A 16,690-nucleotide genomic window follows, 5' to 3' on the forward strand; every position below is an offset into this window, starting at 1 on the left:
CGCGCACGCTACTCCTGATCGGAGACGGGCAGAACCCTCGGCTCAGGCGAAGCGGGTCAGCTGGGTGAGCCGCGTGCGGATGTCGAACAGCTCGTTGCCGCCGATCACGCGGGACTCCGGCAGGCCCTTTCGCAGCAGCAGGGGGAGCGCGCTGCGCCGCACCACGACCACCGGCAGGCCGCGGATGCTGCCGAGCGGGGTGACCGCCTGCGACAGGTCGTCATCGGGCAGGGCGACGACGGCCCCGCTGAACCGCACCCGCGCGGTGCGGGCGACGACGTTGATCTGGGCGAGGAGCGTCGTGACCGGCGCCCGGTGGCCCAGGCTCGGGCCGGTGATCTCTCCTCGTCGGAAGCCGACGACGCCGCCGAAGTCGGCCGACATCACCCCGTAGAGGCCGGAGGGGCCGAGCACGATGTGATCGAGCCGGTCCGCGGCATCCGTCGTCTCCGCATCGGCGGATGCCGAGACGGCCACGCCGTGCCAGAGCGTGAAGCCCATGCCGAGGCCTGCGACCGCCTGGGCCGTCCCCTCCTCGGCGAGGGCGTCGGCGAGCAGGCGCTTGAGCTCCCGCGGAGCCGCCCGCACCAGGGTGGGCGCATACGGGTCGGCGACCTCTTCTCCAGCCCAGTCCTGCAGCAGGGCCACGTACCTGGCGCGCCGCCACGCACCGGGCTCGCCATACGACTTCGGGCGCGGGCGCGTGTCGGTGCGAGCGGTGGGGGCCCGCCATCCGCCCCACTCCGTCTCGACGCCGATGCCGTGGCTGCGGTCGTACGCCGCCCGGCCCTCGGGGGTGCCGACCAGCTCCCACGCGCGCTGCACCCGGATGAACACGGCCGCATCGCCGCCGGTGTCGGGGTGGGTCTGCCGCAGCCGCAGTCGGTAGGCGCGCCGCAGGTCGTCGTCGCCGGTGGTCGACGGGACGCCGAGGACCTCGTAGGCCGACGCCGAGAGCGGGCTGTCGAACATCGCGCTCCTTCCGCCGCCGCAGCATCCAGGCTATTGCGTCGGTGACGGGGTTCCGGTCGCAGGTCCGGCCATCCCGGTTCAGCGGTCGACGAAGCTCATCTGCTGCGGGTTGTACCGGTCGCCCGCGACGCCGACCCGGTCGGCCAGCCGGTCGAGGTCGGCGACCTCGTCGGCCGACAGCGCCACGGCCGACGACGCCGCGTTCTCGGCGATCCGCGTCGTGCGACGGGTTCCGGGGATCGGCGCGATCCACGGCGCGCGGGCGAGCAGCCAGGCGAGGGCGATCTGGCCCGGAGTGGCGTCCTTCGCCGTGGCGAGGTCGGCGACCTGTCGCACGAGCGCCTGGTTGGCCGCGCGGTTCTCCTCGCTGAAGCGCGGGATCGTGCCGCGGATGTCGCCGTCCGCGAAGGACGTGTTCTGATCGACCGTCCCGGTGAGGAATCCCTTCCCGAGCGGGCTGAACGGCACGAAGCCGATCCCCAGTTCACCCAGCACCGGAAGGATGTCGGCTTCGGGATCGCGCGTCCAGAGCGAGTACTCGCTCTGCAGAGCGGTGACGGGCTGTACGGCGTGCGCGCGGCGGATGGTGGATGCGGACGCCTCCGACAGCCCGAAATGGCGCACCTTGCCTTCGGCGATCAGCTCGGAGACCGTGCCGGCGACGTCTTCGATGGGCACCTCGGGGTCGACGCGGTGCTGGTAGAAGAGGTCGAGCACGTCGGTGCGCAGCCGCCGGAGCGACTCCTCGGCGACGCGGCGGATCTGCTCGGGCCTGCTGTCGAGGCCGATGCTGCGACCGTCCTCGATGCGCCAGCCGAACTTGGTGGCGATGACGACCTCGTCGCGGAGGGGCTCGAGGGCCTCGCCCACCAGCTCCTCGTTCACATAGGGGCCGTAGACCTCGGCCGTGTCGAAGAACGTCACGCCGTGATCGAGGGCGGAGCGCAGCACGCCGATCATCTCGGCGCGGTCGCCGGGGTTCGGCCCGTAGCTCTGTGACATGCCCATGCAGCCGAGTCCGACCGCGGAGACCTGAAGACCCTGTCCGAGCGTGCGCATGTGCATATGTGGTCCTTTCGTCGGAGATGCGGCCGTCTGCGCGGCCGTGCCATCGACGCTACGCGCGCCCCGTCGCGCGAGGGAGGGCCTGGCGGAACCTCCCTCCTCGACCGGATCGACCGGATCGACCGAACGATGGAGGCGCCGGATGCCCGTCGGGGGGAAGAATGTGAGGATGCCGTCCACCGAGCCGCCGCCGCGAGAGCCCGCGCACACGTGGGCGAACCTGATCGGGTCGATCCGCATCGGCCAGGCGGTCATCACGGTCGTGCTGCTCGTGATCGGGGCCGTGCGTGCGTCGGCCGACGGCATCCCGCTTCCCTGGGTCCTCGCGCTGTCGCTGGTGTTCCTCGGCTGGTACGGCGGCGGTCTGCTGCTCGGTGAACGCACCGCGGATCGGCGCCTGGCGACCTGGTGGCTGCTCGGGCTGACGCTGATCTGGCTCGGCACGGTCGCCGTCTCGCCCGAATTCGTGTGGCTCGCCTTCCCGCTCTGGCTGCTCGCCGGCTTCGTGATGCGCCTGCGGTGGGCGCTGCTGCTCAGCGCCGTGGTCCTCGCCGTCGTCATCGCCGCCCCGCTGCTGCACACCGGTGCGACGAGCTATGCGAACGTGATCGGTCCGCTCGTGGGCGGCGTCTTCGCGTTCGGCATCTCGCGCGGCTACCTCGAACTCGTGCGCGACGGGCGCGAGCGGCGACGGCTGATCGCCTCGCTCGTCGCGACGCAGCAGGAGATGGCCGCGCTGCAGGACGAGCTCGCCAGGACGCAGCGCGAGTCGGGTGCCAGCGCGGAGCGCACGAGGGTCTCCCGCGACATTCACGACACCGTCGCCCAGAGCGTCTCGTCGATCGGGATGCTGGCGCGCTCCGCGCTGGAGGCGGATGACGCCGCGCAGAGCACCCGCGCGCTCGGGCAGATCGGCGCGCTCGCCGCAGAGGGTCTGGCCGACGCACGCCGCATCGTGAACGCGCTGATGCCCGCGGAGCTCGAGTCCACAGCACTCGGCGACGCCCTCGGGCGGATGCTCGTGCGTCTCGCCGAGGAGACCGGGATCGCGACGACGCTGCACGTCGACGACGACCTGCCGTCGCTCGGCATCGACGCCGAGGTCGCACTGCTGCGCACGGCGCAGTCCGCTCTCGCGAACGTGCGCTCGCATGCGGACGCCACCCGGGTGGTGGTCACCCTTGCCGATGCGGGCGATGCGATACGACTCGACATCGTCGACGACGGGATCGGGTTCGACGCGACCCGCTGGGACGCCCAGGGCGGGATGGGCGGCGGCTATGGGCTGCGTTCCATGCGCGCGCGCCTGCGGGAGCTCGGCGGAGGACTCGACGTGGAGAGCGCCCCGGGAGACGGCACGGCGCTCTCGGCGCACGTCCCGCTCGGCGGCCCTGTGCCGGCCCGGGGTGCCGGAGGCGACGGATGACCGTGGTGCGGGTGCTGCTCGTCGACGATCACCCCATCGTCCGTGCGGGGGTGCGCTCGCTGTTCGACCATCGCGACGACGTCGAGGTGGTCGGAGAGGCGGCGTCGGGGGAGGAGGCCGTGCGTCTCGCCCGGCACCTGCATCCCGATGTCGTGCTCTGCGACCTGCGCCTCGGCGAGGGGATGGACGGCGTGCGGACGACGGCCGCGCTGCGCGCGCAGCATCCGGCTCCTGCCGTGATCATCCTGACCACGTTCGATCGCGACGCCGAGATCCTCGGTGCGATCGAGGCGGGAGCGGCGGGGTACCTGCTCAAGGACGTCGCGCCCGACGACATCGTGCGCGCGATCCGTCAGGCGGCGGCCGGAGGGCTCGTGCTCGGGCCGGGGCTCAGCGAGCGGGTCGGGCGGGTGATGCGGGCTCCGCGCGTGCGCCTGACCGAGCGCGAGCGGGAGGTCCTCGGCCTGCTCGGGACCGGAGCGACCAACCGTGAGATCGCGAAGACCCTGTTCGTCACCGAGGCGACCGTGAAGACCCACCTCGTGCACGTGTTCGAGAAGCTCGGGGCCGACAGCCGCGCCCGCGCCCTCGCCATCGCCAGGGACACCGGTCTGCTCTGAGGCCTGCGCAGCCCAGAGCCATCCGCATCTCAACCGTTCGATGGATCCCCGGATCGGCCGCTGCGCCGAGGCTGGAAGCGACCCGAAAGGAACACCCATGCGCAGGCTCTTCTCCGCCGCGTTCGCCTACATGCTCGTCGGCGTCGCCTCCGGACTCTTCTATCGAGAGTTCACCAAGATCAACGGCTTCCCCGAGGGGGAGGCGACGCAGCTCGGCCTCGTGCACACGCACCTGCTGGTTCTGGGCTTCGTCGTCCTCCTCATCGTCCTCCTCCTGGAGAAGGCGTTCACCCTCTCCGAGAGTCGGCTCTTCAGCTGGTTCTTCTGGATCTACAACGCGGGCCTCGTGCTGACGTCGGCCATGCTCGTCTGGCACGGCTGCCTCACCGTGCTCGGTCAGGAGTCGTCGAAGATGATCGCCGGCATCGCGGGCACCGGCCACATGCTGCTCACCGCCGGCATGGTGCTGCTGTTCCTGGCGCTCCGCAAGCGGATCCTCGTCGCGAAGGCGGCCGCTCCCGAGGCGGCCGCCATGGCGCAGGCCCAGTCCTGACCGGAAGGACGGATGCCGCGACGCGCGGCTCCGTCCCCCACCGGGGCCCGGCCTCCTTTCCCTGCACTTCCTGGGAGCCGGTCTTCCGTTGCGCCGAATCGATTCGATAAACTGGAGCCTCCCCCGATCACCCCCCAGTTCTGCGAGCCGCTTCTTCATGGCCACTCCTCTCACCACGGGTCGCCCGTGGCGTGTCATCCTCGCCTTCTCGATCCCGCTCCTCATCGGCAATGTCGTGCAGCAGCTGTACCACTTCGCCGACGCCATCGTCGTGGGGCGGCACCTCGGTGTGGACTCCCTCGCCGCGGTGGGAGCCACCGGGCCGCTGCTGTTCCTGCTGCTCGGCTTCGCGTGGGGTCTCACCAGCGGATTCGCCATTCCGATCGCTCAGGCCTTCGGGGCGCGTGACGATGCGGCGGTGCGTCGCTCGGTCGCGACCGGAGTGATGCTCTCCGGCATCACGAGCGTGCTGCTGACCGTCGTCGCTCCGCTCATCGCGGCACCCCTGCTCGCGCTGCTGCAGACGCCGCCCGAGCTGATGGCCGAGGCGACGGTCTTCACGCAGATCAGCTTCCTCGGCGCCGGCGCGACGATGTTCTTCAACTACCTGTCGGCGATCATCCGCGCGATCGGCGACTCCCGCACGCCGCTGGTCTTCCTCACGGTGTCGTGCGCGCTGAACGTCGGGCTCGTCGTGCTCATGGTCGGGCCGCTCGAGTGGGGCGTCGCCGGCGCGGCGCTCGCCACGGTCGTCGCGCAGGCGGTCTCGGTCCTGCTGTGCCTCGAGTTCGTCCGCCGTCGTCTCCCGATGCTGCACCTGCGGCGCGTGGACTGGCGCGTCACCCGCGCCGACGTCGCCGAGCATCTGCGCCTCGGACTCCCGATGGGCTTCCAGGCGTCGATCATCGCGATCGGCACGCTCACGGTGCAGGTCGCGCTGAACACCCTCGGCTCCGACGCTGTCGCCGCCTACACCACTGCTTCGCGCGTCGACAGCCTGGCCGTGGCGCTGCTGTCGTCGCTCGGCCTGGCCGTCTCGATGTACGCCGCGCAGAACCACGGCGGTCGCCGTCCCGACCGCATCCGTCGCGGCGTCGTCGAGGCCACCTGGATGGCGATCGTCTCCGGCATCGTGCTCGGCGGCCTGCTGATCGCCTTCGGCGCCCCGATGGTGCGCCTGTTCATCGGCGCCGGGTCCGACGAGGTCGTGGATCTCGCGCATCAGATGCTCATCATCAACGGATGCGGCTACTGGGCCCTCGGCATGCTCTTCGTGCTCCGCGGAGCCCTGCAGGGACTCGGCCACACGCTCGTGCCGACGGTCACCGGTGTGATCGAGCTCGTGATGCGCGTCGGCGCGGCGGTCGTGCTCGGCGCTCTGATCGGCTTCGTCGGTGTCGCGCTGAGCAACCCGCTCGCCTGGGTCGGCGCGATCGTGCTGCTGATCCCCGCGTACGTCCGCGCGCACCGCGAGCTGGCCCGGATGCCCGTCGAGCCGGCGGAGGCGACCGAGACCTCGGCCATCGCGATCGTCGGCCCCACCGACGGCTCCATGGTCGTCGACGCGGTCGTGACGCAGCCCATCGCCACCGTCCGCACCTCGCGGCTGCGGAAGCTCACGCTGCGCCGGCGCCGCTCCGAACGCGCCCGTCGCTGACCGAAAAGAACGGAACGCGCAGGAAAAAGATCCTTCTCGAGGATGATGCGCAGTCGCACTTGAGACGGATGGCTTCCCGCTGGCACTCTCTTAGTGTCGAAGGAGCGGATATTCCGCTGACGGGGGGTCGTCATGACGACATTCAGAATGGCCAGCGATCTGGCTGAGGTGATGGTTCCGATCGGGATCGCGGGGGCGGCATTCGCCGGCGTCTGCGCCGTCGTGGCAGCGATCGCGATCATGCGAGGTGCCGGAGGGCTCACGGGAGGTGCCGTGGGTCTGTGGATCGTCGGTGCGCTGATGAGCTTCACGGCATCCTTCGCGAACCAGTGGCTGCCGCTGCTCGCCGCGTGCGCCGCGCTGGTCGCCATGCTCGTGATCGGCGGCGTCGTCCGCGCGATCGTCAGCGCCGCCGACCTCGGTCGGACGATGCGACGCCGCGCGCGCGAGCAGGATGCGGCGCCTTCCGTCGTGAAGCCGGCACCGGCGCTGCAGAGCGCCTCGACCGGGGCGATCGCCGTCGTCTCCTGACGCCTCAGCGCGAGAGCAGGCCGCTGCCGTCGCGCAGCTCGAACACGAGCTGGGTCTCGGTGCCGCGGACGACCGGATGGATCGTGATGTGCTCGAGCACGATGTCGCGGAGCGCCGTGGCATCCTGCACCGCGACGTGCACGAGGAAGTCGTCGACCCCCGCCACGTGGAACACCTGCAGCACGCGGGGGATGCTCGCGAGCGCATCGAACAGGGCGGTGACCTTGGGGCCGGTGTGGTTGGCGAGGCGCACCTTGATGATCGCCTGCAGGGGGTAGCCGAGCGCCGCCTCGTCGACACGGATGCGCGTGTCGCGGATCACCCCGCGTTCCCGGAGCGCTCGGACCCGATGGGCGCAGGTCGACTCCGCGAGGCCGAGGCGATGCGCGAGGGCCTTGTTCGTGACCTCCGCGTCGTCCAGGAGGGCGGCGAGCAGCGCGAGGTCGACCTCGTCGAGCGGTGAGCCTTGTGTTCTCGCCAAAGTCGCCTCGTCTCCACGGTCGTCTCTTGCTCAGAATAGCGAATTGCTCATGTTTGATGGCGGATGCTGTCGATCTTTACCGAGATGTCCGGATTTCCTGCAACCTGGAAGCATGACTGCACCGTTGCATCCTGACACCGTCGCCGTCCACAGCGGTCGCTCCGATCTCGAGGGTCTCGGGGTCCATGCCCTGCCGATCGACCTGTCGACGACGAACCCGCTTCCCGACATCGAGCGTGGGGGCGACTCGTACGAGGCGATGGCGACCGGTGGGCGCCCGCCCGAGGGTGGCAGCATGGTCTACGCCCGTCTCTGGAACCCGACGGTCGCGCGCTTCGAAGGCGCGCTCGCCGAGCTGGAGCACGCCGAGGCATCCGTCGCGTTCGGGTCGGGCATGGCGGCGATGACGGCCGTGATCCTCGCTCACACGAACGCCGTCGGCAAGGGGCACGTCGTCGCGGTGCGCCCGCTCTACGGCGGCACCGATCACCTTCTCGGCTCCGGACTCCTGGGTGCCGAGACGACCTACTGCCACCCGCACGAGGTGGCCGACAGCATCCGCCCCGACACCGGACTGGTCGTCCTCGAGACGCCGGCCAACCCGACGCTCGACATCGCCGACATCGCCGACGTCGTCCGCCAGGCGGGGGAGGTGCCGGTCGTCGTCGACAACACCTTCGCGACGCCCGTCCTGCAGAACCCGATCGACCTGGGCGCCGCGATGTCGCTGCACAGCGCGACCAAGTACCTCGGCGGTCACGGAGACGTCATCGCCGGCGTCGTGGCCTGCAGCGAGGAGACCGCCGAGGCGCTGCGCCGGGTGCGTGCGGTGACCGGAGGCCTGCTGCATCCTCTCGGCGCGTATCTGCTGCACCGCGGGTTGGCGACTCTGCCGGTGCGGATGCGCCGACAGCAGGAGACCGCGCGCCGCGTCGTGCAGTGGCTGATCGACCGTCCGGAGGTCGACGAGGTGTTCTACCCGGGGCTCGACGGCGATCCGCACGGCATCCTGGACCGGCAGATGCGCGGCACCGGCGCGATGATCGCGATGCGGATGCGAGGAGGCTTCACCGCCGCGTCGACGATCACGACGGCGACGGCGCTCTTCACGCACGCGGTGTCGCTGGGCGGGGTGGACTCGCTGATCCAGCATCCGGCGGCGCTCACGCACCGTCCGGTGCCGCCCGAGGCCCGACCAGCCGCCGACGTGCTGCGGCTGTCGATCGGCCTGGAAGAAGCCGACGACCTGATCGCCGACCTCGCGCAGGCTTTCGCGGCGGCCGCCGCCACGACCGCCGAACCACCCCTTTCTGTGCGGGCCACGCCCGTGAACGACGCCCATACGGGGGCCGTTCGCGCATAGGAGGGTGGCTCGGCGTCAGCTCGGCAGGCGGATCGTCCCGGTCGCGAGTCGCTCGGTCGGCATGCGGTCGCGGTCGTAGGTGATGTCGGTGTAGCCGTGCGGAGTGGGCGCGCCGTCTTCATCGAGGCTCACGAACACGATCTTCTCGATCGTGAGGAGCCGCTTGCGCGTGATCATGTTGCGCGCCATCGCCTTCATGGTGAGCGAGGTGCGACCGAAGTGCGTCGCCGTGAGACCGATCTCGACCAGGTCGCCCTGCACAGCCGACGCCTCGAAGTTGATCTCGGAGATGTGCTTCGTGACGGCGCGGTAGTTGCCGAGCTGCACGATCGCGTAGATCGCCGCCTCCTCGTCGATCCACTTCAGCAGGCTCCCTCCGAACAGGGAGCCGTTCGCGTTGAGGTCCTCGGGGCGCACCCACTTGCGGGTGCGGAAGTTGATCCCGTCTTCCGACCACTGCCATGCCGGTGCCGTCTGCTTCGCCATGATCCCGAGCGTAGGAGCGCCGTGAGTCGGGGGTGTTACGGCCGGTTTTCGTTCTCCTGCCGGTCGGCGGCGGCACGCGTCTGCTCAGGGCGGATCCGCCGGGGGCGGATACCGGCCCGCCGGTGCGGGGAGCGGCGGATGCTGGGGGCATGAGCGAAGACAACCCCATCCCGCAGTTCGGGCCCGAAGCCCGACGCGCCCTGTTCCACGAGCGCGTGCTCGTGCTCGACGGCGCCCTCGACGATGACAACGGCACGCTGCTGATGACGCAGCTGCTCGCGCTGTCGGCGGAGGACGCGACGACCGACATCGCCCTCTGGATCCACTCGCCGGGCGGCTCGGTGCCGTCGATGCTGGCGATCCGCGACCTGATGCAACTGGTGCCCAACGACGTGTCCACGCTCGCGCTCGGCCTGGCGTGCAGCGCCGGGCAGTTCCTCCTCTCCGCCGGCACGAAGGGCAAGCGCCGCGCGCTGCCGCACGCCCGCATCCTCATGCACCAGGGCTCGGCGGGCATCGGCGGGTCGGCCGGCGAGCTCGAGACGCAGGCCGACGATCTGCGGCACATGCGCGACACCGTGCTCGGCCTCATCGCCGACGACACGGGCCAGCCGGTCACGCGGATCTTCGAGGACTCCCTGCACGACCGCTGGTACACGGCCGCCGAGGCGCTGGACTACGGATTCATCGACGAGATCGTCGGTTCGCTCGCGGACATCATGCCGCGTCGACGCGCGCGCGTCGGTCTGGGGACGAGCGCATGAGCACCTACTCGATCCCGAACGTCATCGCGCAGCATCCGCGCGGGGAACGCATCATGGACGTCTACTCGCACCTGCTGGCGGAGCGCGTCATCTACCTCGGCACCGGCATCGACGCCGGTGTCGCGAATGCGCTGATCGCGCAGCTGCTGCATCTCGACGCCGACAGCCCCGAGAGCGGCATCCAGTTCTACATCAACAGCGAGGGCGGCGACCCCGGTGCCGCACTGGCGATCTACGACACCATGCACCACATCCGTCCGCGCATCGCCACGACCTGCGTGGGCCAGGCGATCGGACCGGCCGCGCTACTGGTCGCCGCGGGTGCCGCAGGAGAGCGGGCGGCCCTGGCGCACGCGCGCATCGTGCTGCATCAGCCGGCAGGGCAGTCGCGTGGTGCGATCCCCGACCTCATCCTCGCGGCCGACGAGGTGGTGCGCGTCCGCTCCGACATGGAGGCCATCCTCGCCAGGCACAGCGGCCGCACGGTCGAGGAGCTCCGTGCCGACACCGACCGCGACCGGGTGTTCACGGCATCCGCCGCGCTCGACTACGGACTCATCGACACGGTGCTCGGCGAGCGAGGCTGACGGCCCTTCGACAGGCTCAGGCCGCCAGCGCGAACATCGCGCGCCCGGCCGAGACCACGGCGGATGCCGGCGCGACGGTCGACCGGAGGTCGTCGGCGACCGCGCTGGTGAGCTCGATGAGCGAGGTCTCGAGCGCTCCGCTGATCGCGGCGATCATCTCGCTGGACGGCTCCTTCAATCCGCGCTCGACCTCGGAGAGGTACTGCGGCGAGACACCGGCCTTCTCTGCTGTCTCGGTGAGCGTCTCCTCGCGTTCGTGCCGGCGCCGCCGCAGCTGATCGCCGAGGAGCTGGCGCCAGAGGGGCTCCGGGTCGCTCGGCCGCGGGCGGCGGGAAGGACGAGGGGCGCGGGGGAACGGGACGATGTCGGCCATGCCTCACGATAGGCCGAGACATCCGCGCTGTTCGAGCGGTTCTGCTCAGAGCAGAACGAAGAGCCGAAACCGATATTCCAGCATCTTCCACAGCAGGCCGATTTCGCGTGAACAGCCGGCTGATAGCTTTCTGCCCGCCGGGACGACGACGATTCACCGTCGCCCCTGCGGCCCTGTGGGGGACATGGGGGTAGGGCGGGGAGTGAGGCGGCCGGAGTCGCTCTCACTCCCCACGCCCGCAGTAACCATCGGAGAGAGCGGACAGAGCAATGATCAACGGATTCAAGGAATTCATCCTTCGCGGCAACGTCATCGAGCTGGCGGTCGCCGTCGTCATCGGCGCCGCGTTCACGGCCATCGTCAACGTCCTCGTCGAGGCGCTCATCAATCCGCTGATCGGCCTGTTCTTCCAGGCGGGGAGCCTGGATGAGGCGATGCAGGTGGAGGTGCCGACGCTCGGCGGAGGCACCTCGGTCTTCGCCTTCGGCCTGATCATCGGCGCGGTCATCAACTTCCTCGCGGTCGCCGCCGTCGTCTACTTCGTCTTCGTCCTTCCGATGAACAAGGCGAAGGAGCGCGCCGACCGCCTGCGTCCCGCCGTCGTCGAGCCCGAGCCGCTGCCCACCGAGGCCGAGCTCCTCATCGAGATCCGCGACCTCCTGCAGTCGCGCCGAAGCGTCTGACGACGCCATCCTCCGACCAGACCACCGCTAAGGGGCCCTGCGTGTCACCGTCATCCGTCTTCGCCCGCATCATCGGCACGAGAGAAAGGCGATCGCCTCGGTCCCGACCGATCGCCGCGGTCACCGCCGGCGTGCTCGTCGCCGCCGGCCTCACGGTCGCCGGAGCGGCCGCTCCGGCGGCAGCGGCGGCCCCCCTGGCCTGCATCAACACCCTGTACTTCAGCAACGGCACGGTGGGGAACGTCGGTCAGCTGGACCTCTCGACGGGTACGACCTCCGCCGCGCCGGTCTTCGCGACCCCGGCGAATGCGGGAACGAGCACGAACCAGCTGGGGATCGGCGCCGACGGCACCGTCGCGATCACCGGAACGACCACGAGCGTCGTCGAGTACGAACCGGCGGCGAGCGCGGACGGCACGGTCACGGCCTCGCCCAAGACGGCGGGCGTCGCCCAGGGGACGATGGGCGCGATCAACCCGGCGACCGGGCTGTACTACTACGGCGGATTCTCGGGGAGCACCGTCAACCTCTACGTCTTCGACCCGGCGACGAACAGCGCGCCGGCGGGGCCCGTCGTGTCGATCACGACGACCAACCCGCCCGGTCTGAACGGCGACATCGCGTTCGACAAGACGGGTCGGCTGTACGTGGTCGCCGGAGGCGCGAACCAGGCCGCCCTCTACGTCGCCGACGGCACGGTCCCGACCTCCGGCACCGGCACCACCCTGAGCTCGCGCGAGCTGTCGCGCGGCTCGACCACGGCGGCGACGAACGGCATCGCCTTCGGATCCGACGGCTTCCTCTACCTCGGCGGTCTCACCGTGCTGCAGAAGACGAACCCGATCACGGGCGCGCCGACCGGGACCACGTTCACCCTCACGGGCGCCACCTCGACCGACCTCGGCTCCTGCGCGAACCCGTCCACCGCTCAGACCGTCACAGGATTCGACGGCCCCCGCGCGCAGCCCACCGATCAGGTGCGCGTCGTGCTCGAGGGCGGCTCGTACGGTCCTGACGGGACCACGCCGGACTTCCCGGACAGCGACTCCGGCCCCGACGGCGACGGCGACCCCAGCGAACCCGGCCTCATCATCCCGGGGGAGACCTACACGATGCGGCAGGAGCCCGTCGGCACCACGGACCTCGACGACTACACGACGACCTGGACGTGCACCGATGCGACCGGTGCCGTCGTCGCGAGCGGCACCGGCAACAGCGCCACATTCACCGCGCCGGCCGGCACGGACGGCGCGAACATCGTCTGCGCCTTCGTCAACGTGCTCCCGCCGCCCGTCGCGGTCCCGGATGCCGGCATCGGCGCCTTCGGCGCCCCCATCCCGCTCCCGGGAGCCAAGAACGACCAGCCGGGAACCGGCACCATCCTGCCCGAGCAGACCGTGTTCACGGATCCGACCGCGACCGACGGCGGCAAGAGGCTCCAGACCCCCGACGGCGTCTGGACGATCGACACCGACGGCGGGATCACCTTCACCCCGGCCCCCGGGTTCAGCGGCGACGCCACCGCCGAGTACCGCATCGTCGACGACAACGGGCAGACATCCACCGCCACGGAGACCGCGACGGTGCGCCCCGGTCCCACGGCCGTCGCCGACACCGCTGCGACGACGCAGGGGACCAGTGTGCAGATCCCCGCGCTCGGGAACGATGCACCCGGCCAGAACGCCGACGGCACTCCGGGGGCCGTTCCGCCGGCATCCGTCGTCTTCGAGACGACCGGGCAGCCGGCCGGATCCGTCGTGAGCTCCGACGGCCGCCGTCTCGAAGTGCCGGGCGAGGGCGTCTACACGATCGACCAGACGACCGGCGTCGTGACCTTCGCGCCGGATCCGACCTTCGACGGCCCGACGACGACGCCCGTCGCCTACCGCTTCACAGACAGCCTGGGCAATCCCGCGGCGTCGACCATCACGGTCACGGTCACGGCCGTGACTCCGACGGCCGTGAACGATTCGACCACCACGCCGCACGCGACCCCGGTGACCGTCGACGTCGTCGGCAACGACGTCCCCGGACCCGGGGGCGCGATCGTCCCCACCTCGACGGTCTTCACCGATCCGGCCGCCACCGACGGCGGCACGTCTCTGGTCACACCCGAGGGCACCTGGCGCGTGACCCCGGAGGGGCAGGTCGAGTTCACTCCGGCGGACGGCTTCACCGGCACCGCGTCGACGCCGTATCGGATCACCGATGCGAACGGCCAGCAGAGCACCGCGACCGTGTCGGTCACCGTTCGCCCAGGACCGACCGCGAACCCGGACAGCGCCTCGACACCCCAGAACGTCGACGTGTCGTTCCCGGTCCTCGGCAACGACGTGCCCGGCACGGCGGCCGACGGCAGCGCGGGCGCCTTCGACCGTGATTCGTTCCGGTTCAGCGTCACGCCCGGGCTTCCCGCCGGCAGTGCGGTGGGCGGCAGCGGTCGCGTGCTCACGGTTCCCGGGGAGGGCGTGTACACCTTCGATCCGGCGACCGGTGACGTCACCTTCGACCCCGAGCCGCTGTTCACGGGCGCTGCGACGCCGGTCACGTACATCGTCACCGACTCGTTCGGCAACGACGCGTCGACGACGGTCTCCGTCACGGTCACCGCGGTGACGCCGACGGCGATCGGCGACGCCGCGAAGACTCCCGGGTCGACTCCCGTCGACATCGACATCCTCGCCAACGACGAGCCGGGCGCTCCCTCGGCGCCGCTCGTGCCCTCATCGGTCGTCTTCACCTCGCCGGATGCGACGGACGGGGGCAAGACGCTGGTCGTTCCCGGCGAGGGGACCTGGGTCGTGCGGGACGACGGCACGGTGCGCTTCAGCCCCGTCCCGGGCTTCGCCGGTCCGACCGCGCCGGTGGTCTATCGCGTGGCCGATGAGAACGGCACCCCCGCCACGGCCGAGATCATCGTCACCGTGGGCAGCGGGGCACTCGCTGCACCCGACGCGGAGACGACGCTGCAGAACACACCGGTCGTCCTCGACGTCCTGGACAACGACTTCGCGAGCGATCTCGGGAGCCCGTGCGATCCCGGTGAGACGAACGTGCCGGCCGGGTGCGACACGGGGATCCTCGTCCCGCCGAGCGTGATGTTCCCGACGGCGGGTCAGCCGGTGGGCGCGATCGTCACCGACGGCGGCACGACGCTGACCGTGCCGGGCGAGGGCGTGTACTCGGCCGATCCTGCCGGCAGAGTCACCTTCACCCCGGAACCGGCCTTCACCGGAACCGCGACGAGCGTCGTCTACGGCGCGACCGACTCCCACGGCGCGACCGTCTCATCGACCATCACCGTCACCGTCACCGGGGTGACGCCCCAGGCTCAGGACGACAGCGCGACCACACCGTTCGGAGTGCCCGTCGCTGTCGACCTGCTCGACGACGACAGCGCCGGCGACGCCTCGGCGCCGCTGGTGCCGGCCGCCACGGTGTTCCCGGCCACGGGACAGCCGTCCGGCGTCACCGTCTCCGCCGACGGAAAGACGCTCACGATCGACGGGCAGGGCACGTACGTGCTCGACGCCGCGGGCTCCGTCGTCTTCACGCCGGCCGATGGCTTCAGCGGAACGACGACCCCCGTGATCTACCGGATCGCCGACGCCAACGGCACGACCGACGACGCCCGCGTGCAGATCACCGTCCGGCCCGGACCGGTCGCGGCTCCCGACACGGACTCGACGCCGCAGGGCGTCCCGGTGACCCTGCGGCCGCTCGACAACGACACCCCGTCCCGCAACGCCGACGACTCGGAGGGCGCGTGGGATGCGAGCACTCTGCGCTTCCCGACCACGGGCCAGCCGGCCGGCGCCCAGGTGCTCGACGGGGGCACCCGCCTCGTCGTGCCCGGGGAGGGCACCTACACCGCGGCCGCCGACGGCTCGGTCACGTTCACGCCGCTCCCCGCCTTCGCCGGCCTCGCCTCCGTGGTGTCGTACACCGTCACAGACGCGATCGGGAACGGGGTCACCTCGACCATCGTGATCGAGGTCACCCCGGTCATCCCGACCGCGACCGACGACGCGGCCGTGACACCGTTCGCGACTCCCGTGACGTTCGACCTCGCCGGGAACGACGAGCCCGGCGACCCCGCGGTTCCTCTCGACCTCACCTCCGTGGTCTTCGAGGCGTCCGGTATCCCCGCCGGCCTCACGGCCGAGATCCGCGACGGCGGCAAGACGCTCGACGTCGCCGGCGAGGGCGTCTACACGCTGCGCGCCGACGGGACGGTGACGTTCACGCCCGCGGAGGGTTTCAGCGGCACGACGACCCCGGTCCGCTACACGATCCTCGACGAGAACGGCTCGTCCGCGAACGCCGCGCTCACCGTGACCGTGCGACCGGGGCCCGACGCGAACGCCGATGTCGAGAGCACGCCGCAGAACGTGCCCGTGACCGTCGACATCCTCGGCAACGACAGCCCCGGACAGCAGGCGGACGGGACGGACGGTGTGCTCGACCCCGCGTCCCTGGTCTTCCCCGCGACGGGCCAGCCGGTCGGCTCGACCGTCGGCGGAGGCGGCAAGACGCTCGACGTCCCCGGCGAGGGCACGTACGAGATCGGATCGGACGGACGGGTGACCTTCACGCCTGTTCCCGCGTTCCGCGGAGCGGCGACGCCCGTGACGTACGCCGTGACCGATTCGCTCGGCAACTCCGCCAGCTCGACGGTGACCATCACGGTCGCAGGCGTCGATCCGATCGCGCGGAACAACGCGGCGACCACCGCGCCGGGAGTCCCGGTGGTGATCGATGTGATCGGCGACGACGCTCCGGGTACCACCGGAGTGCCGCTCGACCGCTCGACCCTCCGCATCGTGGGCGCCGACGGCGCGCTCGTGACAGATCTCACCGTCCCCGGTGAGGGCGTCTGGACCGTGGTGGATGGCAAGATCGTGTTCACGCCCGCGCCCGGGTTCGTCGGCAGGACCACGTCGATCACCTACTCGGTGGCGGACGCGAACGGCACGCGGGTCACCGCGACCGTGACCGTGACGGTGGCCGCTGGCGCGAGCACCGCTCTCCCGACGACCGGTGGTGCCGTGCCGTGGATCCCCCTCGGGGCGGGCCTCCTGCTGCTGCTCGCCGGGATCGCGATCCTGATCCGTCGACGTTCGGCCTGA

Annotated in this window: 15 protein-coding genes; 10 read left to right on the forward strand and 5 right to left on the reverse strand. The window is 70.9% G+C overall.

From position 1 onward, the window contains the following. Positions 1-42: 42 nt before the first annotated feature. Together MRBLWH11_RS05810 and MRBLWH11_RS05815 are read right to left on the reverse strand one after the other, a co-directional pair. Positions 43-972, reverse strand: coding sequence for a DnaJ domain-containing protein (locus tag MRBLWH11_RS05810; protein ID WP_341947090.1), 930 nt, complete (start codon positions 970-972; stop codon positions 43-45). A 78-nt stretch (positions 973-1,050) separates the two neighbouring features. Then, positions 1,051-2,037 carry an aldo/keto reductase gene (locus tag MRBLWH11_RS05815; protein WP_341947091.1) on the reverse strand — a complete coding sequence of 329 codons (987 nt, stop codon included), beginning with the start codon at positions 2,035-2,037 and terminating at the stop codon, positions 1,051-1,053. 169 nt (positions 2,038-2,206) lie between these two features. Here MRBLWH11_RS05815 and MRBLWH11_RS05820 point away from each other — a divergent pair, with 169 nt between their 5' ends. The 5 genes from MRBLWH11_RS05820 (at position 2,207) to MRBLWH11_RS05840 (ending at position 6,824) form a co-directional block, all read left to right on the forward strand. Then, the gene (locus MRBLWH11_RS05820; RefSeq protein ID WP_341947092.1) at positions 2,207-3,463 is read left to right on the forward strand and encodes a sensor histidine kinase; all 1,257 of its coding nucleotides are present in this window, start codon (positions 2,207-2,209) and stop codon (positions 3,461-3,463) included. Continuing rightward, positions 3,460-4,083: a response regulator transcription factor gene (locus MRBLWH11_RS05825; protein ID WP_341947094.1), complete on the forward strand. Its 624-nt coding sequence runs from the start codon at positions 3,460-3,462 to the stop codon at positions 4,081-4,083. The genes MRBLWH11_RS05820 and MRBLWH11_RS05825 overlap by 4 nt, the downstream gene beginning before the upstream one ends. A 97-nt stretch (positions 4,084-4,180) precedes the next feature. Further along, the gene (locus MRBLWH11_RS05830; protein ID WP_341947095.1) at positions 4,181-4,636 is read left to right on the forward strand and encodes a DUF2871 domain-containing protein; all 456 of its coding nucleotides are present in this window, start codon (positions 4,181-4,183) and stop codon (positions 4,634-4,636) included. Positions 4,637-4,793: 157 nt separating this feature from the next. Then, complete coding sequence (locus MRBLWH11_RS05835; RefSeq protein ID WP_341947096.1) at positions 4,794-6,293, forward strand: MATE family efflux transporter; 1,500 nt, start codon at positions 4,794-4,796, stop codon at positions 6,291-6,293. A gap of 132 nt (positions 6,294-6,425) precedes the next feature. Then, the gene (locus MRBLWH11_RS05840; RefSeq protein ID WP_341947097.1) at positions 6,426-6,824 is read left to right on the forward strand and encodes a hypothetical protein; all 399 of its coding nucleotides are present in this window, start codon (positions 6,426-6,428) and stop codon (positions 6,822-6,824) included. A 4-nt stretch (positions 6,825-6,828) separates the two neighbouring features. On the opposite strand, the gene MRBLWH11_RS05845 is transcribed toward MRBLWH11_RS05840, so the two are convergent. Next, a complete protein-coding gene (locus tag MRBLWH11_RS05845; protein WP_116633477.1) occupies positions 6,829-7,305 on the reverse strand; it encodes an Lrp/AsnC family transcriptional regulator in 477 nt (158 codons plus the stop codon). A 112-nt stretch (positions 7,306-7,417) separates the two neighbouring features. Between MRBLWH11_RS05845 and MRBLWH11_RS05850 the strand changes: the two genes are divergently transcribed. Beyond that, positions 7,418-8,668, forward strand: coding sequence for a PLP-dependent transferase (locus tag MRBLWH11_RS05850; protein WP_341947098.1), 1,251 nt, complete (start codon positions 7,418-7,420; stop codon positions 8,666-8,668). Between the two features lie 15 nt (positions 8,669-8,683). Here the strand turns inward: MRBLWH11_RS05850 and MRBLWH11_RS05855 are convergent, their stop codons facing one another. Continuing rightward, positions 8,684-9,154, reverse strand: a complete 471-nt coding sequence (locus MRBLWH11_RS05855) for a hotdog domain-containing protein (protein WP_116633479.1) — start codon at positions 9,152-9,154, stop codon at positions 8,684-8,686. A gap of 149 nt (positions 9,155-9,303) precedes the next feature. Here MRBLWH11_RS05855 and MRBLWH11_RS05860 point away from each other — a divergent pair, with 149 nt between their 5' ends. Further along, a complete protein-coding gene (locus MRBLWH11_RS05860) occupies positions 9,304-9,918 on the forward strand; it encodes an ATP-dependent Clp protease proteolytic subunit (protein WP_341947099.1) in 615 nt (204 codons plus the stop codon). After that, positions 9,915-10,505, forward strand: a complete 591-nt coding sequence (locus MRBLWH11_RS05865) for an ATP-dependent Clp protease proteolytic subunit (protein ID WP_341947101.1) — start codon at positions 9,915-9,917, stop codon at positions 10,503-10,505. Before MRBLWH11_RS05860 ends, MRBLWH11_RS05865 begins: the two co-directional genes overlap by 4 nt. Before the next feature lie 16 nt (positions 10,506-10,521). On the opposite strand, the gene MRBLWH11_RS05870 is transcribed toward MRBLWH11_RS05865, so the two are convergent. After that, entirely contained in the window at positions 10,522-10,878 is a 357-nt protein-coding gene (locus tag MRBLWH11_RS05870) for a helix-turn-helix transcriptional regulator (RefSeq protein WP_116633482.1), read from the reverse strand. A gap of 269 nt (positions 10,879-11,147) precedes the next feature. Between MRBLWH11_RS05870 and mscL the strand changes: the two genes are divergently transcribed. Together mscL and MRBLWH11_RS05880 are read left to right on the forward strand one after the other, a co-directional pair. Further along, a complete protein-coding gene (gene mscL / locus MRBLWH11_RS05875) occupies positions 11,148-11,561 on the forward strand; it encodes a large conductance mechanosensitive channel protein MscL (protein WP_116633483.1) in 414 nt (137 codons plus the stop codon). Between the two features lie 41 nt (positions 11,562-11,602). Further along, positions 11,603-16,690, forward strand: a complete 5,088-nt coding sequence (locus MRBLWH11_RS05880; RefSeq protein WP_341947102.1) for a tandem-95 repeat protein — start codon at positions 11,603-11,605, stop codon at positions 16,688-16,690.

Source organism: Microbacterium sp. LWH11-1.2 (assembly GCF_038397745.1).
In the GTDB taxonomy this organism is placed as follows: Bacteria; Actinomycetota; Actinomycetes; order Actinomycetales; family Microbacteriaceae; genus Microbacterium.